This window comes from Neobacillus cucumis (assembly GCF_023715505.1).
The window spans coordinates 101,254-126,533 of record NZ_JAMBOH010000017.1; the positions used below are offsets into that span (position 1 = coordinate 101,254).

Annotated in this window: 23 protein-coding genes; 22 read left to right on the top strand and 1 reads right to left on the bottom strand. The window is 37.4% G+C overall.

Annotation, left to right across the window (positions count from 1 at the left end):
- The first annotated feature begins 166 nt into the window (after positions 1-166).
- From M3226_RS21225 to M3226_RS21330, 22 genes are all read left to right on the top strand, one after another.
- Positions 167-1,462: an NAD(P)H-dependent oxidoreductase gene (locus tag M3226_RS21225; protein ID WP_251570407.1), complete on the top strand. Its 1,296-nt coding sequence runs from the start codon at positions 167-169 to the stop codon at positions 1,460-1,462.
- A 125-nt stretch (positions 1,463-1,587) separates the two neighbouring features.
- Positions 1,588-2,013, top strand: a complete 426-nt coding sequence (locus M3226_RS21230) for a transcriptional regulator GutM (RefSeq protein WP_251570410.1) — start codon at positions 1,588-1,590, stop codon at positions 2,011-2,013.
- 21 nt (positions 2,014-2,034) lie between these two features.
- On the top strand, positions 2,035-2,562 hold the full coding sequence (gene srlA / locus M3226_RS21235) for a PTS glucitol/sorbitol transporter subunit IIC (protein WP_251570411.1): 528 nt from the start codon (positions 2,035-2,037) through the stop codon (positions 2,560-2,562).
- A gap of 13 nt (positions 2,563-2,575) precedes the next feature.
- Positions 2,576-3,604 carry a PTS glucitol/sorbitol transporter subunit IIB gene (gene srlE / locus M3226_RS21240; protein ID WP_251570413.1) on the top strand — a complete coding sequence of 343 codons (1,029 nt, stop codon included), beginning with the start codon at positions 2,576-2,578 and terminating at the stop codon, positions 3,602-3,604.
- Positions 3,605-3,644: 40 nt separating this feature from the next.
- The gene (locus tag M3226_RS21245; protein WP_251570415.1) at positions 3,645-4,004 is read left to right on the top strand and encodes a PTS glucitol/sorbitol transporter subunit IIA; all 360 of its coding nucleotides are present in this window, start codon (positions 3,645-3,647) and stop codon (positions 4,002-4,004) included.
- A 48-nt stretch (positions 4,005-4,052) separates the two neighbouring features.
- On the top strand, positions 4,053-4,988 hold the full coding sequence (locus M3226_RS21250) for a sugar-binding transcriptional regulator (RefSeq protein WP_251570416.1): 936 nt from the start codon (positions 4,053-4,055) through the stop codon (positions 4,986-4,988).
- Between the two features lie 88 nt (positions 4,989-5,076).
- Positions 5,077-7,074 (top strand): transketolase, encoded by a 1,998-nt coding sequence (gene tkt, locus M3226_RS21255; RefSeq protein WP_251570447.1) that lies wholly within the window; start codon positions 5,077-5,079, stop codon positions 7,072-7,074.
- 33 nt (positions 7,075-7,107) lie between these two features.
- Complete coding sequence (locus M3226_RS21260) at positions 7,108-7,374, top strand: phosphocarrier protein HPr (RefSeq protein WP_308211973.1); 267 nt, start codon at positions 7,108-7,110, stop codon at positions 7,372-7,374.
- Positions 7,375-7,504: 130 nt separating this feature from the next.
- Entirely contained in the window at positions 7,505-7,978 is a 474-nt protein-coding gene (gene rpiB, locus M3226_RS21265; protein ID WP_251570418.1) for a ribose 5-phosphate isomerase B, read from the top strand.
- A gap of 90 nt (positions 7,979-8,068) precedes the next feature.
- On the top strand, positions 8,069-8,737 hold the full coding sequence (gene fsa / locus M3226_RS21270; RefSeq protein WP_251570420.1) for a fructose-6-phosphate aldolase: 669 nt from the start codon (positions 8,069-8,071) through the stop codon (positions 8,735-8,737).
- A gap of 275 nt (positions 8,738-9,012) precedes the next feature.
- Positions 9,013-9,837, top strand: a complete 825-nt coding sequence (locus M3226_RS21275) for a pyruvate, water dikinase regulatory protein (protein ID WP_251570422.1) — start codon at positions 9,013-9,015, stop codon at positions 9,835-9,837.
- Positions 9,830-12,508, top strand: coding sequence for a pyruvate, phosphate dikinase (ppdK, locus tag M3226_RS21280; RefSeq protein WP_251570423.1), 2,679 nt, complete (start codon positions 9,830-9,832; stop codon positions 12,506-12,508). The genes M3226_RS21275 and ppdK overlap by 8 nt, the downstream gene beginning before the upstream one ends.
- Before the next feature lie 63 nt (positions 12,509-12,571).
- Positions 12,572-13,909, top strand: a complete 1,338-nt coding sequence (locus tag M3226_RS21285; RefSeq protein ID WP_251570424.1) for a glucose-6-phosphate isomerase — start codon at positions 12,572-12,574, stop codon at positions 13,907-13,909.
- An 815-nt stretch (positions 13,910-14,724) separates the two neighbouring features.
- The gene (gene srlA, locus M3226_RS21290; RefSeq protein ID WP_251570426.1) at positions 14,725-15,255 is read left to right on the top strand and encodes a PTS glucitol/sorbitol transporter subunit IIC; all 531 of its coding nucleotides are present in this window, start codon (positions 14,725-14,727) and stop codon (positions 15,253-15,255) included.
- 9 nt (positions 15,256-15,264) lie between these two features.
- Positions 15,265-16,296 (top strand): PTS glucitol/sorbitol transporter subunit IIB, encoded by a 1,032-nt coding sequence (srlE, locus tag M3226_RS21295; protein WP_251570427.1) that lies wholly within the window; start codon positions 15,265-15,267, stop codon positions 16,294-16,296.
- A gap of 48 nt (positions 16,297-16,344) precedes the next feature.
- Positions 16,345-16,704: a PTS glucitol/sorbitol transporter subunit IIA gene (locus M3226_RS21300; RefSeq protein ID WP_251570429.1), complete on the top strand. Its 360-nt coding sequence runs from the start codon at positions 16,345-16,347 to the stop codon at positions 16,702-16,704.
- 20 nt (positions 16,705-16,724) lie between these two features.
- A complete protein-coding gene (locus M3226_RS21305; RefSeq protein ID WP_251570430.1) occupies positions 16,725-17,660 on the top strand; it encodes a sugar-binding transcriptional regulator in 936 nt (311 codons plus the stop codon).
- Positions 17,661-17,824: 164 nt separating this feature from the next.
- Positions 17,825-18,250, top strand: coding sequence for a cupin domain-containing protein (locus tag M3226_RS21310; protein WP_251570432.1), 426 nt, complete (start codon positions 17,825-17,827; stop codon positions 18,248-18,250).
- Between the two features lie 697 nt (positions 18,251-18,947).
- Complete coding sequence (locus tag M3226_RS21315) at positions 18,948-19,118, top strand: hypothetical protein (RefSeq protein WP_251570434.1); 171 nt, start codon at positions 18,948-18,950, stop codon at positions 19,116-19,118.
- Positions 19,115-20,062, top strand: a complete 948-nt coding sequence (locus M3226_RS21320) for a sugar ABC transporter substrate-binding protein (RefSeq protein WP_251570436.1) — start codon at positions 19,115-19,117, stop codon at positions 20,060-20,062. The genes M3226_RS21315 and M3226_RS21320 overlap by 4 nt, the downstream gene beginning before the upstream one ends.
- Before the next feature lie 470 nt (positions 20,063-20,532).
- Positions 20,533-22,113, top strand: a complete 1,581-nt coding sequence (locus M3226_RS21325) for a spore germination protein (protein WP_251570437.1) — start codon at positions 20,533-20,535, stop codon at positions 22,111-22,113.
- A 19-nt stretch (positions 22,114-22,132) separates the two neighbouring features.
- Complete coding sequence (locus tag M3226_RS21330) at positions 22,133-23,302, top strand: Ger(x)C family spore germination protein (protein ID WP_251570438.1); 1,170 nt, start codon at positions 22,133-22,135, stop codon at positions 23,300-23,302.
- Positions 23,303-23,393: 91 nt separating this feature from the next.
- Here M3226_RS21330 and M3226_RS21335 read toward each other — a convergent pair whose 3' ends face one another.
- Complete coding sequence (locus M3226_RS21335) at positions 23,394-24,503, bottom strand: GerAB/ArcD/ProY family transporter (protein WP_251570439.1); 1,110 nt, start codon at positions 24,501-24,503, stop codon at positions 23,394-23,396.
- Positions 24,504-25,280 lie beyond the last annotated feature (777 nt).

Below are 25,280 nucleotides of genomic sequence, written 5' to 3' on the forward strand. Positions count from 1 at the left end.
AATAGAGTTATCAAATGACACAAATTTAAATCTTTTTCTACACTATAATAAATTTGTTATATATTTTTATAAAATGTTAAATTTAATAACAAATGTTAGTATTGTTATAGTTTAGTATGAAAACGATTAAAAGATTTAACATTCAAAAAATAGGGAGATGAAGCAAATGTCAATTTACACACAGCTTTTAGAAAGAGAAAAGGCTAATCAACCAATTAGAGTAGGGGTTATCGGTGCCGGCCAAATGGGATTTGGAATGATTGCTCAAATTTCGACTATTCCAGGAATGAGTGTTACGGGTATTAGTGATATTAATATTGACGCTGCGCAAAGAGCTGCAGATTACTATAACCAAAATTCTGTAAAAAAAGAACAAATCCTTGTATCTAATGACTTCCGTAAAGTCATTCAGTCTTCAAACGTAGAGGTAATTGTAGATGCAACAGGTGTTCCAGAAGTAGGAGCTAACATTTCATTAGAAACACTAAGATCGAAAAAACATCTTGTTCTACTAAATGTTGAAGTAGACATTACTATTGGTTCAATCATGCACCAGTTATTTAAAAATGCTGGATTGGTTTACACAGGTTCTGCAGGTGATGAGCCAGCAGCAACACTAGAATTATTCGAATTTGCTAAAACAATGGGTATGGAAGTACTTGTTGCAGGTAAAGGGAAAAATAATAAATTGCGTATAACAGCAAATCCTGATACAGCAGCAGAAGAAGCGAAACGTAATAAAATGGCCGCGCATATGTTAGCCGCTTTCCAAGATGGAACAAAAACAATGGCAGAAATGAACTTATTATCAAATGCAATGGGATTTGTGCCGGATGTTGTTGGAATGCACGGAATTGCCGGTGACCTTGATTCAGTTTTAAAAGATTTAGATTTAAAAGAAAATGGCGGAGTATTGAATAAATTTGGTGTAGTAGAATATGTTGATGGTCTTGCTCCTGGGGTGTTCGTCATTGTTAAAGGTCAAAATGAAGGCGTAGCTCATGAATTAAGTTACTTGATGAAAAAAGGTGAGAGAGATCACCACATCTTGTATCGTCCGTTCCACTTAGCAAGTCTGGAAACACCAATAACGATTGCAAAAGCTATATTACAAAACGAAGGTTCAATTCAACCTCTAGGTGGACCGGTTTCTGATACCGTAGCAGTAGCAAAACGTGATATTAAAGCCGGAGAATCAATTGATGGTATCGGTGGATATTCTGTACGTGGGGTTATTGAAACTCATCAAAAAATGAAAAGAAACGCACATATTCCAATTGGTTTAATTAGTGGCAAAGTTATTGCCAAGAAAGATATCAAACAAGGTCAATTCCTAACTACGGATGATGTCGAGTTAGATGTTAACACCACTGTTTGGAAATTAAGAACACTACAAGATAGTTTATTTCCTACAACTTCAGTAGTAGATTCAAAAATACTTCAAGAATCAGTAACTGTTTGAGATTCGAATCGCTCAAATAAAGGGTAAGTATGCAGGGGGGCTGCAAAACCTGATTCTTGAAGAGCAAGTTTTGCAGCCTTTTTTAAAACCTTAGGGCTACTTACATGAGGAGTGAATTCAATTATATGAAAATTACCATTATTCTTTGCAGTTTGTTAATTGTCCAATATGCCTTAACCTTTATCCAAGTCCGTTCTTACCGTAAAAGCATGGAAAAGATAGTAAGTCGTTACAAGGAAACAGAAGGATATTACTTATTTTCTAGTATGGAGAAAAGGAAATTTAGGCCAGGGGCAATCGCGATGATAATTGTCAACAATAGCTACATGATTCAAGAGTGTTATGTGGTTAATGGTTTTTCAGTATTATCGAAGTTTAAAGAAGTAGTTAAATATAAAGGTAAACATGTTGGGACCTTGTTAAGCGAGGTACAAGAAAATCAATTAAAAACAGGAAAGCGTCATAAAGTACCTGCTGTTAGTGCGGCACTTTCAAAGGCTGCCGAAAATGCTTTACTATCAATAGCTAAAAAAAATATTACGACGAATTAATGGAGAGGAGCGTTCACATCGATGGAATGGATTCAATGGTTTGGAACACACTTTATCGGAATGTTCGAAGCAGGCGGAAAACAATTTATGGGTTTATTAACTGGTATTGTACCCACCTTGGTGGTTTTACTTACCTTTACGTATGCAGTCATTAAGTTTGTAGGGGAAGAAAGAATCAATAATGCGATTCAATTTGCTGCAAAATACATGCTACTAAGATACACTTTAATGCCGATTTTATCGATTATGTTATTGACCAATCCAATGGCTTATACATTCGGACGTTTTGTACCAGACAAACAAAAGCCGGCATTTTATGATTCTTTAGTTTCTTTTTTACATCCAGTAACAGCATTATTTCCTTATGCTAATGCTGGTGAGCTGTTTGTTTATTTAGGAATTGCCAATGGTTTAAAACAAGCAGGTTATTCAACATCCGAACTAGCCGTTCGTTACTTTTTAGTGGGAATTGTCATTATGCTTATACGTGGAATTATCACCGAACAAATTACTAAGTTTTTAGCAAGAAAGATGGAAGCGAATTCATGAGAGGAGGATCATTATGGAAAAGAGAGCAATATTTGTAAATAAAGGTTCAGGCGGCTGGGGAAAAGGTCTGCTAATTGAGCCAAAAGGAAAAAAAGTAAAGGTAGTATCCATTACAGGCGGTGGAATTCACCCTGTTGCCAGAAAAATAGCTGAATTGTCAGGAACCGAAGCAGTGGACGGTTTTAAAAACTCTGTTCCTGAAGATGAAATAATGTGTGTAGTTATTGACTGTGGAGGAACAGCTAGAATTGGTCTTTACCCAATGAAGCGAATTCCAACCGTAGATATTCTTCCGTCTTCTCCATCAGGTCCGCTTGCAAAACATATTACTGAAGATATTTTTGTTTCAGGAGTTACGGAAAAATCAATCGCCTTGCCAGAAGGGCAAGGAGTGGTTGAATCTGCAGCAGCAGTAGCCAGTCAGGAAGATGACAATGAGGCAAAATTTGATACCAACGACAAGGAAAGCTTCAAAAAGAATTATGAACAATTAAAAAAAGAAAAACTCAATGAAAATGGAAACTTTTTAATGCGATTTTCGAGAGGAATCGGAAAAGTAACGGGAATCTTTTATCAGGCAGGTCGCGATTCAATTGACATGTTGATTAAAAATATTATTCCTTTTATGGCTTTTGTTAGTATGCTAATTGGAATCATTAATTATACAGGAATAGGAGATTTAATCGCTCATTCTCTTTCACCGCTGGCCAGTTCTTTATGGGGACTTATCGTTATTGTTATTGTTTGTACTCTGCCATTCTTATCACCAGTCCTAGGTCCGGGTGCCGTTATTTCACAGGTAATTGGGGTGCTGATTGGTACGCAAATCGCTGCGGGGAATATTCCTCCTCAGTTTGCCTTACCTGCATTATTTGCAATAAATGGGCAGGTTGGCGCCGATTTCATACCAGTCGGTTTATCACTTGGAGAAGCTAAGCCGGAAACCGTACAATACGGTGTGCCAGCAGTATTATACAGCCGTTTAATTACCGGGGTTTTAGCCGTCGTAATTGCCTATGTTGCAAGTTTTGGAATGTATTAAAAATCTAAATTTAAAAACGTTTTATTGGAGGAAATCAATTATGTATAAAAGTGTTGTAACAGAAGTTGGGGCTTTAGCTTTAGCATTTGAGGAAGAAAAAGTTAATATCCTGTTTGGACCTCAAGCTCCTCAAGAATTAAAGGAAGTATCAATCATTCATGAAAGTGTAATAGACAATTCTGAGGTTTCTATTAAAGAAGGCGGAGTTTTTCAAGTGGATGATCAAGAATATAAGATTTTGGCAGTTGGATCTGCAGCTAATAATAATTTAAAGGAACTTGGCCATATTTCCATTTACTTCTCGGAACCAGAAAATGAGGTTCTTCCAGGAGCCGTATTTGTTTCACCATCTGTCTTACCTAAATATAAAAATGGCAGTGTGATTGAATTTAAGGAGTAGCAGAAGTGGACCTCCGAGAAATAGAAAAAGTAAAGGGGGTTGATAAACGTGTCTTTTGAAGATAGAAGAATACTTGTTAAAATAGCTCAAATGTATTACGAAGAGGGAGCTACTCAATCGCATATTGCCAATGAAATCGGTGTAAGCCGCTCTCTTATTTCAAAATATCTTGCCAAAGCAAAAGAGCTGGGGATTGTTGAAGTCATTATCCATGATGAAACTATTCACCCATACCGGCAGTTAGAAGGAAAAATAGAACGCCTATATGGATTACGAGAGGTTATGTGTATTCCGAACCTTGGAAATGAGACCTCCAAGAATCGTTTGGGGGCAGCGGCAAGTAAATATTTGTTAAGAGTCATTCGGGATGGCCAAACGGTTGGAGTTTCGTCAGGGACAACTTTACAAGAGGTTGCTGAGGCATTATCCACCAATCAGCAATTTCCATCCGTTACTTTTGTTCCTTTAGTGGGAGGAATGGGAAATGAGAGGGTGGATATCCATGCTAACGCTCTTGTTGCAAAGCTTGCAGGAAACCTGCAAGGACAATACAAACTCCTTCATGCACCGGTAATGGTAGATTCCAAAGAAGCAAAAGAGATCTTTATGCGCCAAACCTCTATTCAAGAAATTTTTGATTTGGCGGCCAAAGCGAATATAGCCATTGTTGGGATAGGCGGAACTCCCGAACACTCAACTATGGTGAAAACCTATCTAGGTCAGGAGACTCAAGAGTATTTTAACCATACGGACGTGGTCGGAGATATTTGTTACAACTTCATTAATAAGAATGGAGATACCTCTTCTAATTCTTGGAATGAACAGGTGATTTCTTTGAAACTAGAGCAATTAAAAGAAATTCCCCTTGTTGTAGGAGTGGCCTGTGGGTTAGAAAAAGTCCAGGCTATCAAAGCCGCCTTGGAAGGAAAATTAATACATGTATTGATCACAGACGAGCTTACTGGAAAAGCTTTATTGGATTAGGAATTGCAAAAAAACTGGGACGAAGTCAAATATCGTCCCATTATTTTTAAATCATTTAGCAGGGGATGAATGAGAAATGAATCTAACTATAGAAAAATCGATTGAGCAATTATCTATTGACGCTATACGCGCACTCTCTATCGATGCAATCGAAAAATCAAATTCAGGACATCCTGGTATGCCAATGGGTGCCGCTCCAATGGCTTTTACTTTATGGACAAAATTCATGAATCAAAATCCTGTAAATCCACAATGGTTTAACCGGGATCGATTTGTTCTTTCAGCTGGCCACGGTTCAATGCTTTTATATAGCTTACTGCACTTATCAGGATATGATGTCTCCCTTGGAGACATTAAATCTTTCCGACAATGGGAAAGCAAGACACCAGGTCATCCAGAGTTTGGTCATACTCCCGGGGTAGATGCTACGACGGGACCATTGGGGCAAGGAATTGCAATGGCAGTCGGTATGGCTATGGCAGAACGGCACTTGGCGGCAAAATTTAATCGTGATGGGTATGATATTGTTAATCATCATACATATGTAATTTGTGGGGATGGGGACTTAATGGAAGGTGTTTCTGCAGAGGCGTCATCGCTGGCTGCCCACTTATGCTTGGGACGTTTAATTGTCCTATACGATTCAAACGATATTTCACTTGATGGAGACTTAAACCGCTCCTTCTCTGAAAACGTGGCAGACCGTTACAAGGCTTACGGATGGCAAGTGCTGAGAGTAGAAGACGGTAATAATATAGAAGAAATTACAAAAGCGATTGCAGAAGCAAAAGGGGACCAAACCCGTCCGACCTTAATTGAAGTAAAGACAACCATCGGTTTCGGTTCTCCAAATAAAGCGGGGAAAGCTGATTCACACGGTTCACCACTTGGCAAGGAGGAAGCAGCGTTAGCAAAACAAGCATATGGATGGAATTTTGATGATTTCCATGTGCCAGAAGAAGTATACAATCATTTCCGTACAGCTGTTAAAGAAGCTGGCAAGCAAACAGAAGCGGAATGGAACACGTTGTTTACTCAATACCAGAATTCTTACCCTGAGTTAGCATACGAATTAAAATTGGCTATTGAAGGATGCTTGCCTAAGAATTGGGAGGATGCCCTTCCTAAATATGCAGTAGGTAAAAGGATTGCTACCCGTTCCTCTTCAGGAGACGCAATTAATGCGATTGCGGCAACAGTTCTATCTTTCTTTGGCGGATCTGCCGATCTTGCAGGCTCCAACAAAACCTATATGAAAAAAGAAAATGATTTTTCGACATTAGATTATAGCGGTAAAAACATCTGGTACGGTGTCCGTGAATTTGCAATGGGTGCTGCAATGAATGGAATTGCTTTACATGGTGGTTTGAAAACTTATGGAGGGACATTCTTCGTATTCTCAGATTACTTACGTCCTGCCATTCGCCTTGCAGCCTTAATGAAGCTTCCTGTGACATACGTATTTACACATGACAGTATTGCAGTCGGTGAAGATGGACCTACACACGAACCGATTGAGCAGTTAGCAGCACTACGTGTTATGCCAGGTTTATCTGTTATTCGCCCTGCTGATGGAAATGAATCAAGTGCAGCTTGGAGAATTGCTCTAGAATCTACGGACAAGCCAACAGCACTAGTGTTGTCTCGTCAGGATTTAACAATTTTGGAAGGGGCAGAAGACGATACGTATGAGAAGGTATCCAAAGGTGCCTATGTGATTTCCCCAAGTAAGAAAGAAACGGCTGATGCGCTTCTTTTAGCAACGGGTTCTGAGGTTGAACTTGCAGTGAAAGCACAACAAGCATTGGCACAAGAGGGGATTGATGTATCTGTTATTAGTATGCCTGCCTTGGATCGCTTTGAAGCCCAATCTGCCGAGTATAAAGAATCGGTTTTGCCAAAAGTTGTGACAAAACGTCTTGCGATTGAAATGGGTGCTTCTTCTGGATGGTACCGTTACGTAGGAACAGAAGGAGAGGTATTAGGGATTGATAAGTACGGTGCTTCAGCTCCTGGTCAACAAATAATCGAGAATTATGGATTTACTGTAGATAATATAGTCAAAAAAGTAAAAGCGCTATTTTAATAGTTTACATGAAATAGAGTGGAGGAATTATAGGTGATTGAAAAAAGTTACACGATAATTGATGAAACAGGTATTCATGCTCGACCTTCCACGGCGTTAGTTAGAGCTGCTTCTCCATTTACTTCGGACGTGAAGATTGAATATAAAGGGAAACAAGTTAACTTAAAATCGATTATGGGAGTTATGTCTTTGGGCATTCCAAAAGGCGCAAGTGTGAAGGTCATTGCAACAGGTGATGATGAATCGCAAGTAATAGCAAGTATTGATGAGGTAATGAAAAGTGAAGGACTTGCTAACTAGGCCAAAATGGTAACTAGAATATTATGCTATATCTAATCAAAAGAATAGATGTAGCTGAATAATAGAGTATTCCATAAGAATACGATAATTCACTGTTTGGCCCTTTTAAAAGAGGGATAGGAGGAAGAACATGAAAGTAGCCATTGCATCTGATCATGGCGGCATGAATATTCGCAAAGAAATCATCTCATTAATGAAGGAGATGAATATTGAGTACGTAGATCTAGGATGTGAGGGCAACTCCTCTGTTGACTATCCAGATTACGCTATTCCCGTAGCTGAGAAGGTAGCAAACGGTGAAGTAGACCGTGGAATCTTAATCTGCGGAACTGGTATTGGAATGAGTATCGCAGCTAACAAGGTTAATGGAATTCGATGTGCGCTTGTGCATGATACATTCAGTGCTAAAGCAACAAGAGAACATAACGATACAAACATTTTATCCATGGGAGAGCGTGTCATTGGTCCGGGTTTAGCACGCGATATTGCTAGAATATGGTTAACAACCCCTTTTGAAGGCGGCAGGCACGCAAATCGTGTCAAAAAAATATCAATTTATGAAGCTGAAAAAATAACTTTTGCTATGCTAGGAAGCCGAATATAGCGTGTGTGAACTTTGTGTAACATCAATAGATAGTTTACAAATAAAAAGAAAAACAAAATAAGTATACATTAAATAATAAGGAGATTTTTCATGAAACTTTTTATTGATACAGCAAATCTTGAGGATATCAAAAAGGCATATAGAATCGGCGTTTTAGCCGGTGTTACAACTAACCCTTCTTTAGTGGCTAAAGAAGGAGTTAAATTTGAAGATAGCATAGCTGAAATCTGCCAAGCTGTCCCAAGTTTAGAATCTGTTTCGGCTGAAGTGACTCCAGATGCAGTGACCGCTGAGGAAATGATTGCGCAAGCTGAAGAGCTTATCAAAATTAACGGCGGGGATGAGAAGGTTACAATTAAACTCCCTATGACTTTAGCTGGTTTAGAGGCGTGCCGATATCTTGCGGATAAAGGAGTAAAAACGAATGTTACTCTTATCTTTACTGTGAATCAAGCGTTATTAGCAGCTCGTGCAGGTGCAACTTATGTATCTCCTTTCTTAGGACGCTTGGATGACATTTCTGAGGACGGGGTGCAATTAGTATCTAACGTAGCCGAACTATTCCGCGTACATGGTTTTAATACCCAAATTATTGCAGCATCCGTTCGTCATCCGGATCATGTCACTCGTGTAGCTTTGGCTGGTGCCCATATTGCAACGATTCCATTTTCAGTCATTGAGCAAATTTCTAAGCATCCGCTAACAGACCAAGGGATTGCAAAATTCATTGCTGATTGGGAAAAAGCCCCTAAAAATTAAGTTTCACTACAATTTGTTCATATATCGAGGATTTACTCAATTAAAGTAATCTTTTTAAAATATATAAACGTGTGTTTGTGTGTGATAAATTCTTAAAATCTTAGATAGAGCCATTCTTACAAATAAGTTGGCTCTTCTTTTTTAACAGAATGATTTAGATTATTCTTAATAGTCCGGTTGATTTTGAGGTTAAGTTTGTGTAGATAGGATGTTTGTCTCAACACACAAGCATGATTTATTAACGAAAGTACCTGATATAGAAAGGTAGAACAAATTTGAAACAGAAGGAAATTGTATATGTAATTTCGGACTCGGTGGGAGAAACAGCAGAGCTACTCGTTAAGGCAGTTTCAGCCCAATTTAATGGAGGCCATATTGAAATAAAACATAGGTCCTATGTACAACAAATCGAGGATATTGAAGATGTTATTTATCTATCGAAGCAAAGTAGCTCCATCATTGCATTTACGATCGTAATTCCGTTTTTAAAAGAGTATCTTGACAAAAGAGCACTTGCTGAAGGGATTATTGCGATAGATTTAATGAGCCCACTTTTGGATGCATTTAGTCAAACATTTAATAAGGCCCCCAAGTGTGAGCCTGGATTAATGAGGAAATTAGATGCTAACTATTTCCGAAGGGTCAAAGCCATTGAATTCGCAGTAAAATACGATGATGGACGGGATCCTCATGGGTTAAAACGTGCAGACATTGTATTAATCGGAATTTCTAGAACATCAAAAACACCACTTTCTATCTATTTGGCCCATAAAGGATTGAATGTGGCAAATATACCTTTGGTACCAGAAGTAGCACCTCCTGATGAACTTTTTGAAATTGGAAGAAATATATGTGTTGGCTTAGTGATTACACCAGATAAACTGAATGAAATACGGAAAGAGCGTTTAAAAAGTTTAGGGTTAACAGCTCAGGTGAATTATGCGAATTTAGAAAGGATTCTTGAGGAATTACTCTATGCTGAGAAGATTATGAAACGCTTAGGTTGTCCGATCATTGATGTTTCCAATAAGGCGGTGGAAGAGACAGCTGATTTAATATTAGAAATGCTAAAAAAGAGATTGGTGGGGTATCATGAGTAAATTTGTATTTATGTTTGATGAGGGAAACAGTGAAATGAGGGAACTTTTAGGAGGAAAGGGAGCAAATTTGGCAGAGATGACCCGAATTGGTTTGCCTGTTCCTTATGGTTTTACTATTTCAACAGAAGCCTGCAATTCATATTATGATGCGACAAAATCCATTCCTACAGAACTCCAATTTCAAGTTTTAGATGCTCTTCATAATCTTGAAGAAAAAACAGGTAAAAGATTCGGGAACCCAGTTAATCCGCTGCTTGTTTCAGTCCGTTCCGGTGCAGTATTTTCAATGCCGGGAATGATGGACACGGTTTTAAACCTAGGAATGAACGATGAAACTGTAGAAGGGATGGCCAGACTTACAAATAATCCGCGTTTTGCATATGACTCTTATCGCAGGTTTATTCAGATGTTTAGTGATGTTGTCCTTGGTATAGATGGTTTTTATTTTGAGCAATTTCTAGAAGAAATAAGAGAAGAAAAGGGATATTCAACAGATCCGGAAATGACTGCAGCTGATTGGCAAGCAGTGATTAAAGGATACAAGGATATTGTGAAAAAGCATACGAGAAAGGCTTTTCCACAGGATTCAAAAGAACAATTATTTCTTTCTATCAATGCTGTTTTTGATTCCTGGAATAATCCACGTGCTATTGTATATCGCCGTCTTCAAAAAATCCCGGGTCATCTTGGTACAGCAGTAAATATTCAAAGTATGGTTTTCGGAAATATGGGAAACGACTCGGGAACGGGAGTTGCCTTTACACGTAACCCGTCTTCAGGAGAACGTAAACTTTATGGTGAATATTTAATAAATGCTCAAGGAGAGGATGTTGTAGCAGGCATTCGTACCCCTCAGCCTATCTCTGCTCTAAAGGATGAAATGCCAGAGGTTTATGAGCAGTTTGTTGAGACGTGTCAACTTCTTGAAAAACATTATCGTGACATGCAGGATATTGAGTTTACTGTGGAGCGTGGTAAATTATTTATTCTGCAAACTCGAAATGGTAAAAGAACAGCTCAAGCTGCAATAAGAATTGCAGTTGAATTGGTAGAAGAACAAATTATTAATAAGAAAGAGGCCATTTTACGTGTTGATCCTGATCAGCTAAATCAGTTGCTTCATCGTCGAATTGATGATTCATATGAACGGAAACCGTTAGCTAAAGGTCTACCAGCATCCCCTGGAGCGGCAACAGGTCAGGTAGTATTTGATGCGAATAAGGCAGAACTTTTAGCAAAAGAAGGTAATAAGGTAATACTTGTTCGCCCAGAAACTACACCTGATGATATTCACGGAATTGTTGCAGCTCAAGCAACGGTCACAAGCCGGGGTGGGATGACAAGCCATGCTGCAGTTGTTGCTAGGGGCATGGGAAAACCTTGTATTTGTGGCTGTGAATCATTAAAGATTGATTTAAAAGCAAAGCAGTTTAAAGTAGGAGAAATGATTGTTATCAAACAAGGCGATATGATTACCATTGACGGTTCAACTGGTGAAATTATGTTAGGTGAAACCCCTATGATTGAGCCACAGCTATCGGATGAATTTAAATTGTTGCTTACTTGGGCGGATGAGGAGAGAAAGCTAGGTGTTAGAGCAAATGCGGACAATCCAGAAGATGCCAAAAAGGCTTTGGAATTTGGTGCTGGTGGAATCGGATTATGCCGTACAGAACATATGTTTATGGATGCGGATCGTATACCAATTGTTCAGGATATGATACTCGCAGAAACATATGAGGAGCGTAAAGTAGCTCTTGATAAGTTATTACCAATGCAACAAGAAGACTTTGAAGGAATTTTTTATGCCATGCAGGGACTTCCTGTAACCATTCGTCTATTGGACCCACCTCTTCACGAATTTTTGCCGGATAAAGAAGAATTATTAATTGAAGTGACAAAGCTACAAATAACAGATCCAAACTCTAAAGAATTAAAAGAGAAGGAATATCTTCTAAGAAAAGTACGTCAACTTGAAGAATTTAATCCAATGCTTGGTCACCGAGGCTGTCGTTTGGGAATGATTCATCCAGAAATTTATGTTATGCAGGCGAAAGCAATCTTTTATGCAATTGCTAAAGTAACGCAACAAGGAATTGAAGTAAAGCCAGAGATTATGATTCCTTTGGTTGGTCATGTAAATGAGCTGAAACAAATGAGACAATTAGTTATGGATGCCGAAACACAAGTTAGGGCAGAAACAGGCCAGGAACAAAATTATCTCATAGGCACAATGATTGAAATTCCTCGAGCGGCATTAACAGCTGACCAAATTGCTCAAGATGCGGATTTTTTCTCATTCGGAACAAATGATTTAACACAAACTACTTTTGGATATAGTCGTGATGACGCAGAGGGTAAATTCCTTCAAAGTTATATTGAAAATAAAGTTCTTCCGGAGAATCCATTTGCCATCCTTGATCAAGAAGGAGTAGGCAAACTTGTGGAAACAGGCGTAAAACTCGGTAGACAAACAAAGCCAGGGTTAAAAACGGGAATTTGTGGAGAGCATGGCGGAGAAAAAGGCTCTATCCAATTCTGTTTTGATGTTGGATTGGATTATGTAAGCTGCTCACCGTACCGTGTCCCACTTGCTCGCCTTGCAGCTGCTCAAGCTACTATTAAAAGTGAACAAAGACAGAGCGCAAATGAGCTCCAATTAAAGATATAAGAGAAAACGTTTTAGCAGATAAGTAGAAAAAAATATAACCGGATATAAAAGGAGAAAAGCAAAATGACTATTTCTTTTGATTACTCAAATACATTAACATTTATGCAACAAGAGGAGTTAGAGAATCTTCATGAATTTGTTAAGGTAGCTCATAACAAGCTTCATGAGAAAAATGGAACAGGATCAGACCTTCTTGGTTGGGTAGATTTGCCGAATAACTATGATAAGGGTGAATTTTCAAGAATTAAACAGGCTGCTGAAAGAATTAGGGATAATTCTGACGCATTGATTGTCATTGGAATCGGGGGATCTTATTTAGGTGCACGGGCTGCTATTGAAGCATTGTCTCATACGTTCCATAATCAAATGAACAACACGACTCAGGTGTATTTTGCGGGTCAAAATATTAGTTCTACTTATGTAACTCATTTGCTAGAACTTTTAGAAGGAAAAGATATCTCAATTAATGTTATTTCTAAATCTGGTACAACTACAGAACCTGCTATTGCTTTCCGTATCTTCCGAGACTATTTGGAGAAAAAATATGGGAAGGAAGAAGCAAGAAAACGTATTTATGCCACCACTGACAAAGAAAAAGGGGCATTAAAAAAACTTGCAGATGAAGAGGGCTATGAAACCTTTGTTATACCTGATGATGTAGGTGGGCGATATTCTATTTTGACTGCTGTAGGACTCCTTCCGATTGCCGTAGCTGGACTTGATATTGATCAAATGATGGATGGAGCAGCTGCAGCCGCTCGTAAGTATAATAATTCTGACCTTTTTACAAACGAAAGTTATCAGTATGCAGCTGTGAGAAATGCTCTTTATAGTAAAGGGAAATTCATTGAGCTTTTCGTAAACTATGAACCTTCCCTTCATTACGTGTCCGAATGGTGGAAGCAACTATTTGGAGAGAGTGAAGGAAAAGATCAAAAAGGCCTTTTTCCTGCCTCTGTTGATTTTACGACGGATTTGCACTCCATGGGGCAATATGTACAAGAGGGTCAACGTAATTTGATTGAGACGGTATTACAAGTTTCGAAGCCCAAAGTTAATATAACTATTCAAGAAGACCCGGCTGATACCGATGGTTTAAACTTTCTAACAGGAAAAACAATGGATGAGGTTAATAAAAAAGCCTTCCAGGGCACGGTGTTGGCCCATGTAGATGGTGGGGTGCCAAATATGGTTGTAGAAATAGATGAATTAAATGAATTCTCATTTGGTGAACTAGTATACTTCTTTGAGAAAGCTTGTGCAGTCAGTGGACTATTGTTGGGGGTAAATCCTTTTAACCAACCAGGCGTTGAGGCTTACAAACAAAATATGTTTGCTTTACTTGGTAAATCAGGTTTTGAAGAAAGAAAAGCTGATTTGATGCAGCGTTTGTCTAAATAATATAAGGGAAACCCTTCATTGCTAGATAGGTATGTGACTTAATATACAAAAGCGCCCCCGAATTCTATAGAATAGGTAATATGGGAATAGGGTTATAGAAAAAGAGTTGCTGTTTCCGTTCATAGTTTCAGTAAATGAATAAATTAGTAGATTTAAATATTGCAAGCATTACAAACTTGTTTGATGAAAAAAGCTGTAGCCCTCAGGGTTGCAGCTTTTTTAGAGGTAATTTCAATTTTTTAACCCGGATTAATAAGTGATTAGGAGATGTATTTTTACTACATCACCATTTATAAAAGATTTACAACCGCATATTCAAGTACCTAACCTCTGTACCTATCCATATATTACTTCATACTTATCCACTGATATTCCTCGATACTGGTCTTACCAAGTATCTTCCCACATTCACTTGTCAGAAATCATACTGTCGCCACATGGATCTATTTGTTTATTAACGATTGTAATGAATACATGAGTTGGTAACAATTTATAACAAAATAATAAAAAGACATGGAATTAATTCATTTGTTATAATATTATAGAATTTGTTATATATTTTATCGCAGTCTAAAATGGTGTAACAAATGTTCCTTAATATTATAGTTTATCGATAAACGATTAAAAGATTTAATAGTTCCAATACTAAAGAATGGAACCGATATCATTTTATTAACAGCTACTAGAAAAAAAGATAATCAGCTTATCAATGTAGGGGTGTTCTTTTGAGGTTCTTCAAAGGCTGCGGAAAATGCTTTACTCAAATCTACTAAAAAAATATTAACAGAGTATAACAGAGGGGACTGTTCACTTCAATGACTTGGATCCAGTGGATTGGGACACACTTTATCGGAATGTTTGAAGCAGGTGGAAAACAATTTATGGGTTTATTAACTGGTATTGTACCCACCTTAATTGTTTTACTTACCTTTACGAATGCAGTGATTAAATTTGTAGGGGAAGAAAGAATCAATAAAGCAGTTCAATTTGCTTCAAAATATACGCTACTAAGATATACATTAATGCCGATATTATCTATTTTATTTTTAACAAATCCAATGGCTTATACATTTGGGCGCTTTGTACCAGAAAAACAAAAACCGGCATTTTATGATTCTTTAGTTTCTTTCTTACATCCAGTAACAGCACTATTCCCTTATGCTAATGCAGGGGAACTATTTATTTATCTAGGTATTGCCAATGGTTTAAGACAAGCTGGTTATTCAACCTCTGAACTTGCAGTACGCTATTTTTTAGTCGGAATTGTCATTATGCTCTTACGTGGTATTATTACCGAGCAGATATCAAAGGTTCTGGCTAAAAAAATGGAAACGAGGTCCAAATAGGGGGGCATCATGAGACAACAAGCAGTATTTGTAAATAAAGGCACAGGCGGCTGGGGAAAAGGTCTTCTGATTGAGCCAAATGGAAAAAAGGTAAAGGTAGTTTCAATTACAGGTGGAGGAATTCACCCTGTTGCCAGAAAAATAGCTGAAATGTCAGGAACAGAGGCAGTAGACGGTTTCAAAAACTCTGTTCCTGAAGATGAAATGATGTGTGTAGTTATTGACTGTGGAGGCACAGCTAGAATTGGTCTTTATCCCATGAAAAGAATTCCGACAGTTGATGTTCTCCCGTCTTCTCCATCAGGTCCGCTTGCAAAATATATAAAAGAAGACATCTTTGTTTCGGGGGTTACGGAAAAATCAATCGCTGTAGCAGAAGGGCAAGTAATGGTTGAATCTGCAGCAATAGTTGCCAATCTAGAAGAAGACAATCATGAAAAGAATAGTACTATTGACAAGGAAAGCTTCAATAAGAAATTTGAAGAAATAAAAAAGGAACAGCTTAAAGATAACGGAAACTTTTTATTGAGAATTACAAGAGGGATTGGGAAGGTAACTGGAATCTTTTATCAAGCAGGACGCGACTCCGTTGAAATGATGATTAAAAATATTATTCCTTTTATGGCTTTTGTCAGTATGCTAATTGGAATTATTAATTATACAGGGATTGGCAATTTAATAGCTCATTCTCTATCACCGCTAGCGAGTTCTTTATGGGGACTTATAATTATTGTTTTTGTTTGTACACTGCCATTTTTATCACCAATCCTTGGTCCGGGTGCTGTTATCTCACAGGTAATCGGGGTACTGATCGGTACGCAAATCGCAGCGGGAAATATTCCCCCACAGTTTGCCTTACCTGCATTATTTGCAATTAGTGGACAGGTAGGTGCCGATTTCATACCAGTCGGATTGTCACTTGGTGAAGCTAAACCAGAAACGGTACAATATGGTGTGCCGGCAGTATTATACAGCCGTTTGATAACCGGGGTATTAGCCGTCGTTATTGCCTATCTTGCAAGTTTTGGAATGTATCATTAAAATTTATTATAAAAACGTAAAACGGTAAGGATAATGGAGGAAACTGACATGTATAAAAGTGTTGTAACTGAAGTTGGAGATTTAGCTTTAGCATTTGAGGAAGAAAAAGTTAGTATCCTATTTGGCCCTCAAGCACCTCAAGAATTAAAGGAAATAGCAATCATTCATGAGAGTATAATAGACGATTCCGAGGAATCCATTATTGAAGGCGGAGTTTTTAATGTTGATGATCAACAATATAAGATTACGGCAGTAGGTTCTGCAGCTAATACAAACTTAAGGGAACTTGGCCATATTTCCATCTACTTCTCTGAACCGGAGGATGAGATTCTCCCAGGAGCTGTATTTGTTTCACCACATGTTTTTCCGAAATATAAAAATGGAAGTGTCATTGAATTTAAGGGGTAGAGAAAAAAGGGGGAATAAACTTGTCTTTTGAAGATAGAAGGATACTTGTTAAAATTGCTGAAATGTACTACGAAGAAGGGGCCACTCAATCTCAGATTGCCGATGAAATCGGTGTAAGCCGCTCTCTTATTTCAAAATATCTTGCCAAAGCAAAAGAGCTGGGGATTGTTGAAATCATTATTCACGATGAAACCATTCACCCATACCGGCAGCTAGAAGGAAAAATAGAACGTCTATATGGGCTACGTGAAGTTATGTGTATTCCGAGCCTTGGAAATGAGTCTTCCAAGAATCGTTTGGGTGCGGCGGCAAGTAAATATTTGTTAAGAGTCATTCGGGATGGCCAAACAATTGGAGTTTCGTCTGGGACAACTTTACATGAAGTAGCTGAGGCTTTGACTACCAATCAGCAATTTCCATCAGTCACTTTTGTTCCTTTAGTTGGAGGGATGGGAAATGAGCGGGTGGATATCCATGCAAATACTCTTGTTGCAAAGTTTGCAGGAGTCCTGCAATCACAATACAAACTCCTACATGCACCGGTAATGGTTGACTCCAAAGAAGCGAAAGAAATCTTTATGCGCCAAACCTCTATTCAAGACATATTTGATTTAGGGGCTAAAGCGAATATAGCCATTGTTGGGATAGGCGGAACTCCCGAACACTCAACCATGGTGAAATCCTATCTAGGTCAGGAGCCTCAAGAGTATTTTAACCATACAGACGTGGTTGGAGATATTTGCTATAACTTCATTAATAAAAAAGGAGAGACATCTTCTAATTCTTGGAATGAACGAGTGATTTCATTAGGATTAGAGCAATTAAGTGAAATTCCCCTTGTTATAGGAGTGGCCTGTGGATTAGAAAAAGCCCAGGCGATAAAAGCGGCCTTGGAAGGAAAATTAGTGCATGTTTTAATTACAGACGAGCTTACGGCAAAGGCTTTATTGGATTAATATTTAAAATCTGGGACGAAATCATATTTCGTCCCACTATTTTTGATTATTAAACAGGAGGTGAATAAGTCTAAGTAAAGAAAAATTGGTTCAACAACTTGCCACAATTCGCAAATTAATACATCAAAACGAGACATGTTTTATCATCTAATGGGAGGAACCTTATGAAAAAAATGTCGGTTATTAAAAGTGAAAAGGTTACAAGGGCACTTGAATCTTCAATGAGACAATATCTAGTAGGTAAATTATCTCGTCCACAGGAACTTGAATATATCGAAGATGATAAGCTAGAAATCGGGATCACTTCCTATGATGAATTTACTACTGAATTACCGCATTATCATACTCAAGCGTATGAATATCAATACATACTTAGTGGCAGTACGGAATACATTGATGCGGAGACAGGAAAGCTATATACCTTTGAAAAAGGAGACTTTTATGTAACTCCTCCCGGACTAACTTATGCACAGCGATCGCAGCCGGGGACCGCCATCTTTTTTGTAAAAACACCACCAGGAAATGATAAAATTGTCGTTGGAGTAACAGATGAAATAAAGAAATGGCTTAATATCGAAAATAACAAATGAAAGTAAGAAAAGTAATTACTAATTAAAATATACTAACTAATGGTAAAGAAGCCTGCTTCGAAAAACTTTTTCGAAGCAGGCTTTTTTTAATACCAAAAAAATATCAACTAAAATATTTAGGTATAGTAAAACATATTCTGACCATTTTCCAAAGCCTTCCCAAACTTTATTGACAACGATTTTTATACAACATATAATAAACACAAATATTTTAACAAATGTTAATATGTTTATCAAATGTAATAAAAACATACCACTTAAAGTAAAGATAAACATTTGTTATATATATGTTAATTTTGTTTAAGTGTGTATCAAATGATAATCTTAAAGATTAATATGAAGAGACTTTTAATTTTTATATTAGGGGGTGAGTTATAAACAAATGAGACTATTGTAATAAAGGAAAGTTACACGATAAAAAATAGTGTAATTCCCTTTAAAAAACCACTATGTATTTTTTTTTAACTGAAAATTATTAATATATTTAACATTATTGAAAATTATTTATAAGGAGGAGGATTTTTATGTCGGCAAATATATTGTCTTTAACGTCTTATCAGTTTTATATTAATGGGGAGTGGAAAGAAAGGAGGGGCACATGTTGGCCCTTCTTTGTTTATTTTCTTTTGAAGCTTTAAAAGCAATAGCGTTCGATTGAGCGCCAGCAATTCTAGCCGTTATTCTTGGTGGTATAAAATTGTCCGAACCAATTACGGCACCTATGAAGCAACTCTCCACACTGAAATTGATAAAAGATTTACTGCTAGAGTATCTCCTCAAGCAATGGGCAGATTTAATGCTGTTTCTAAGCGGAGATAACATTGTGATTGATAAAGGTACGCTCTTTCCAGGAGGAGATAAGTGTTGAAAAAAAAATGGATAGTCCTATTAGTTATATCAGTCTTTCTAACCACTGTGGCAGGAGCAATAGCCAAGTTCCTTAGGAAAGATAATAGACCTAGAGTGGACGTTGTTTTACAAGATATAAACATACAATATTGGAATATTGTTAGGGTAGGGGCAGAAAAGGGATTTGGAGAGTTAAATATAAATGGTAAGGTAGTCATACCAGGTAAGAAATCAAAAAAAGATGAATTAGCTTATACATTAGAAAGTATTCTTAAAGAACCTCCAGATGTATTAGTTGTAGCTCCAAATGGATCACCTGCTGTCATGTCTATCTTAAAAAAATTTGTTAAAAATAAGATTCCTGTAATATTAATAGACGCAGATATTCCTTTGGAACATAAAACCGCTTATATAGGCACTGATAACTTTGAGTTAGGAAAAGAGGCAGGAGAATTACTAGCTTCGAAGCTACAGCCAGGGGATGAAGTAGCCCTTCCTTTCTTTGCGGAAGACTTAAACCACCCAACTCTCAGTGAGCGGATAAAAGGAGCTTTGTTGAGTTTAGAAGCTGCAGGGATCAAAGTCGTGAATGAACAAAATCAATCTTCATCGATTAAAAAAATAATGACAACGATTTTGCAAAAACATCCTGATGTGAAAGGCGTGTATGTCACAACTGACTTACGTGCAATAGAGACTTTAGAAGTCATAAAGGAACATGGCCTTACAACGCCTGTCGTAGGATCAGATGGAATTAATGAAATGCTTAAGCTAATAAAGGATGGAATGCTTACTGATACAGTTGCTCAGAACCCATATGATATAGGATATATAAGCGTAGAAACCGCGTCAAAAGTAATAAAGGGAGAATATGTTAAAGAAAACATTGATACTGGGGTAGATATTATCAGTAAAGATAATGCTAAATTGAGACTTGATTTCTTAAGGCAATTGTTGAAATGAAGTTTCACTATTAATTTGCTTTACCTTAAATCCTAAAAGTATCTCCTCAAACCTATGGATAAAAATAAATACCTAGTAGGAGTAAGGAATACATTGATGTGGAGACAGAAGAACTATACACTTTTCAAAAAGGAGACTTTTATGTAACTCCTTCCGTTCCAACTTATGCCCACCAGTCATAGCCGGGAACAGCCATCTTTTTTGTAAAACACCACCATGAGATGATAAAAGGGTATTTGAAGAAACACATAAATAAAAATATGGCTTAATATCGAAGAAATAAATGCAAATCTAAGGGTCGGCATCAGGCTGGCTTTTTTTGATGTTAAAAAGCCTAATGAAAACCAAATGTAGCTCGACGAAGCGGTGGTATGCCCTTTCATGTATAAAAAATCCATTTAAAGTAAAATGTATGGAGAAAAGAGATAAAGTAGCAAATGAAGCATTTGTTTTTATTTGGGAGGATATTTATGGTTAGGTTTCGGGTCCGAAAACTGATTACATCCTTGGGTCAAAACAGGGTAAAGGAATTAGAAGATACCAATGTTTTATCTTCTGATAAAAAGGTAAGCCATGACCTTGCAGAAAATGAGAAAATATTTAAAGACATTTTTCAAAATTGTTCTGATATAGTTTTTCGTCCGATTTCTATCCATGGGCATACCCAACTCCTTTTGATTTACGTCGATGGTTTAATTGATACGAAAGTTCTAGATGAGGCTGTATTAAAACCATTGATGTTCCAAGGAAATCCCCAGGAGTTGGGTAATATTACTTGGTTTGGACAAATGGTTAAAGATCAAATGATTGCCGTTGCACAAACAAAAATAGCTTCTACAGTGAATGAAGTAGTTCAGGGCATTGTAGGTGCAAATATTGCTATTCTGGTTGAAAATGGAAACGATGCTCTACTCGCAGACATAAAGGGAGCGGCCGCAAGAAGTATTGAAGAACCTACTTCAGAGCCAGTGATTCGTGGAGGGAGAGAAGGCTTTACGGAAGGTCTTCGCACTAACACAAGTTTGTTACGTAAAAGAATGAAAAGTCCACGTTTAAAAATGGAACCTCTTCTTGTCGGTAAGATAACTCAAACAGATATTGTGATTTCTTATATTGAAGGAATTGTAAATGATTCTATTCTTGCGGAGGTACGAGAAAGAATAAAGCGCATTAAAATTGATGGTGTTCTGGAGTCTGGATACATTGAAGAATTTATTGAAGATGCGCCGTTTTCACCTTTCCCTACAATTCAAAATACTGAACGTGTCGATGTCGTCATGGCGGGTTTGCTTGAAGGTAAAGTAGCTATCCTTACCGATGGGACTCCTTTTGTTCTTCTGGTTCCTTTCACTTTTTATGGAGGCCTTCAAGCGGCAGAGGATTACTATGAACGATTTATATTTATGTCGATGATTCGTTGGATTCGTTTTCTTCTCTTTAATGTGGCCTTGTTTCTTCCCTCTTTCTATGTAGCCATTACAGTGTTTCATCCTGAGATGATGCCTCAAAGTTTACTCATTAGTTTTGCAGCTGCTCGTGAAACAAGTCCGTTTCCAACCGCAGTTGAAGCCTTTTTGATGGAACTTACTTTTGAATCTCTACGAGAGGCGGGTGTTCGACTGCCAAAACCGGTAGGTTCAGCAGTTAGCATCGTAGGCGCTCTGGTAATTGGGCAGGCAGCGGTAAGTGCGGGGATCGTGTCGGCTCCGATTGTCATTGTGGTAGCAGGGACGGGGATCGCATCATTTGCGATTCCGCGTTACAATTTGGGATTGGCTTATCGTCTTCTTCGCTTTCCCTTACTAATCTTAGCAGGGACACTTGGGTTATTCGGTATTTCTATGGGCTTTTTGACCATTTTATTGCATCTGACAAGTCTTCGGTCATTTGGTGTTCCGTATCTCAGTCCGCTGAAACCACATGGAGGGAAGGGAGTCAAAGATACACTTTGGCGGGCACCCCGTTGGATGCTGCATGTTCTTCCCCGATTGATAGCAGGGAAAGATAGTGTACGAGTTCCAAAAGGACAAAAACCTGATCCAGAAAGATAATGGAGGCCTTAAAAAAGTCATGAAAAAATTCCTAAGTCTTTTAATTTTTTTCTTGTCCTTATTGGTTATGACTGGTTGTTGGGATAGTAAAGAGTTAAATGAGCAGGCGATTGCCCTTGGGTTTAGTATGGATGTGGCAGAAAATGGAGCTTATCAAGTGAGTGGCCAATTTATCATTCCATCTAAGGTGGCGACCGGGGAGAAGGGAGGAGGAGGAGGAGGAGGTACGTTCTTCGTGGAAACAGCAAAAGGAAATGATCTGTTTGAAGCAAGACAAAATCTGCAAAACAAGCTCTCTCGAACAATGTTTAAAAACCAGCGGCAATCTATATATATTGGGGAACGTCTTGCGAAGAGCGGTATAAAGGAAATAATAGATATGATAACTCGAGATCCTGAAGCTGGGATTCGAACGGACATCTCTGTTGTAAAAGGAGGGAAAGGGGTGGATGTATTGAAAACATCCTATCCTCTTGAACTTGTCCCTTCTCTGGCATCGTTAAAAATACATAAGCAGTTTGACACAGCAGCAAATTCTACTTTTTTAAATTTAGTAGTGACGAGTTCGAATGCAAGCAGTTCCAGCTTGCCGGCATGGACACTTGAATCTTCTTCTCGCAAAGAATCGCATCAGAAGAACCTAAAATTTGCGGGAAGTGCTATTTTTAATAAAAACTTAAAATTAGTTGGATACTTAAACAAAGAGGAAGCAAATAATCAAATGTGGATTACAGAAAAACTATCACACCAATACATTACTTTATCCATTCCACAAGAAAATGGCAAAATTAGTGTAGAAGTAAAAAACTTAAAAAGAAACATTCGAACCACATTTCAAGGAAATAAGGTAAAGGTTTATCTTACGCTGACCGGAAATGGGGAGGTGAAACAGAACAATACACCATTTGACCTGACACAATCGAATAAGGTAAACATCGTAGAAAAGGAAGTAGAGGAACAGCTTGAACAGAGTATTCGTGAATTGATTAAAAAGGTACAGAAGAAATATAAGACAGATATCTTTGGGTTTGGTGATACGATGTTTCGTAGACATCCATCTGAGTGGAAAAAAATAAAGGATGATTGGAAAAAGGAATTCACTGAGGCGGACGTTAAAGTAGATGTTAACATAGCAATTCGCCTAATTGGGTTAACCGGTTCGTCTGCAAGAATAGAGGAAGCAAGATAAAAAAGTAATACATATTAATCTATACATAAGATAATGTCCCTTACAGATAGTACAGCTATTTATGTACTTATCCAAACTAAAGGACATTTTTTTATGTACTATTGCTTTTTCTTTTTATTACCTTTTGTTTAACCCATGTTACGACAAATAGGATAGCTGGTAAGATGAGAAACATCGGTACCCATATATATGGAGTAACAATCTTTAGAGCAAGGTAGAATATATGTTCAGAAACGTTTTTTGACACGGTCATTCCAATATATAGAACGATTATTACTGCAGGCAAGATGAGTACACGATAACTCTGAAGGCATGTCAATTGCTTAATTGCATAAATGGCAGCGAATATTTTGATATACATTTTAAAAAATGCTGTTGTTGTAAAGTATATTACACCAAAAGGATTTAAGTTGTTTATGAAATCACCTACATTTACAACCCCAAGCATGGTGTACAGCGGATAAATACTTCGTTTGAATAGATCTTCACCAAATATTGTAATTGCCAATACTAATGAGAATGCTATCATTACACCAGATAAAAGAGAAGATATAATGGTAATTTTCATAATCCGTTCAGGGTTCTTAGTTTGTATCCAAATCATTGCGAATGCAATTGTCTCTCCATATGATTGTGTTATTCCCGCAGGAAATACTTCCTTCCAAATCGGACTCCAGCCTTTGTCTAGTAAAGGCAACAGATAGTCAAAGTTTATCACTTTTGAGCTAAAAAGTAACACAACCTCAATTAAAAACAAAAGAATAATTATAGAAAACAAATTTTCTCCTGCTCGTGCAAAACTCTCGATGCCCAAGAATAAGGCGTAAGCCATGACAATCATGAATAGCCCATTAAATACTAATGGAGGAGTGTTTGGCAAAATAGTGGACGGGACTAAATCACGTAAATCACCTACAATCCGTCCTGCGTCAAATAGAAATAGAAGCGGATACAACCAGGAAATTGGTGTACCCACCCAACGTCCCAGTTGTGCCGGAAACAATTGTATAAGTGTTAAACCGGGATTCATACGCATTAAAGCGATATACATCATGATGACAATAGTCCCTAAAAGGGTTGAACAAAGGGCTGCGATCCAAGCTTCCCGGCCAGCATTAGAACCGAAGCCAAATATTATGGTAGTTCCTAATTGATACAAAAATGTCATAGTAAATAGTTGGTAATTAGTAATTCTCTCCATTTGAATTCACTCTTCTATTTTTAGAATAAGTTTTGATAAAAAAGATATTAAGTAAAAAATCTATAATCACTTTATTTTTTCCAAATGTTCTATTAGCTATTCCTTAAGACTGAACCCAATTTCTAATCAGCTCGTGAATTGTTGGATGAATATATTAAGGAGAAGAAATGGTTGATGAATTAAATTATTGCTAAAGTTAATATTGGATTCCTGAATTTCACAAAACCATATTGCCACCTTAAATATTCCAATCTATCCTTGTTCATCGTTAGCACTCGCTTTCTTCTATAATAACAATCTAAGGTTCTTTAACATGCATCTTTTTATTAACTGTTTGTATGCTTCAATATTCCTTAGCATAGTCCAATATAAGGATGCAAAATACAGCTTCCTTTGAATCAAAAGCCTGCTTTTACGTTATATTTTCGCTTTGTATCGGCTTGTTTTAGCGAACTCAAGCGAATGATTGCTTTATGTTTGTGACGGCTAAAAGGGCTTTTAAACGTTTTTTTAATGTGCTGGTACACTCTTAATTGGACTCTCAAAAATAACTTCCACGATTTATTTGATAAATGAGTAGTGAAATTCTTAATTTTCTTTCTTCCGTGGTGATATGGTTTAAATTCATCTCTTGTGATATATCTATTAGCTCACTAGTGTTGCGTTAATTAAATTTCAATATTAAAAACACTCTAAATCTTCACTAATTTTATTTTGTGCAAAGAAAAAGTCCTTTATAATGAATAAGTCAGGTGGTAACCCGTCCAAATCCACTAA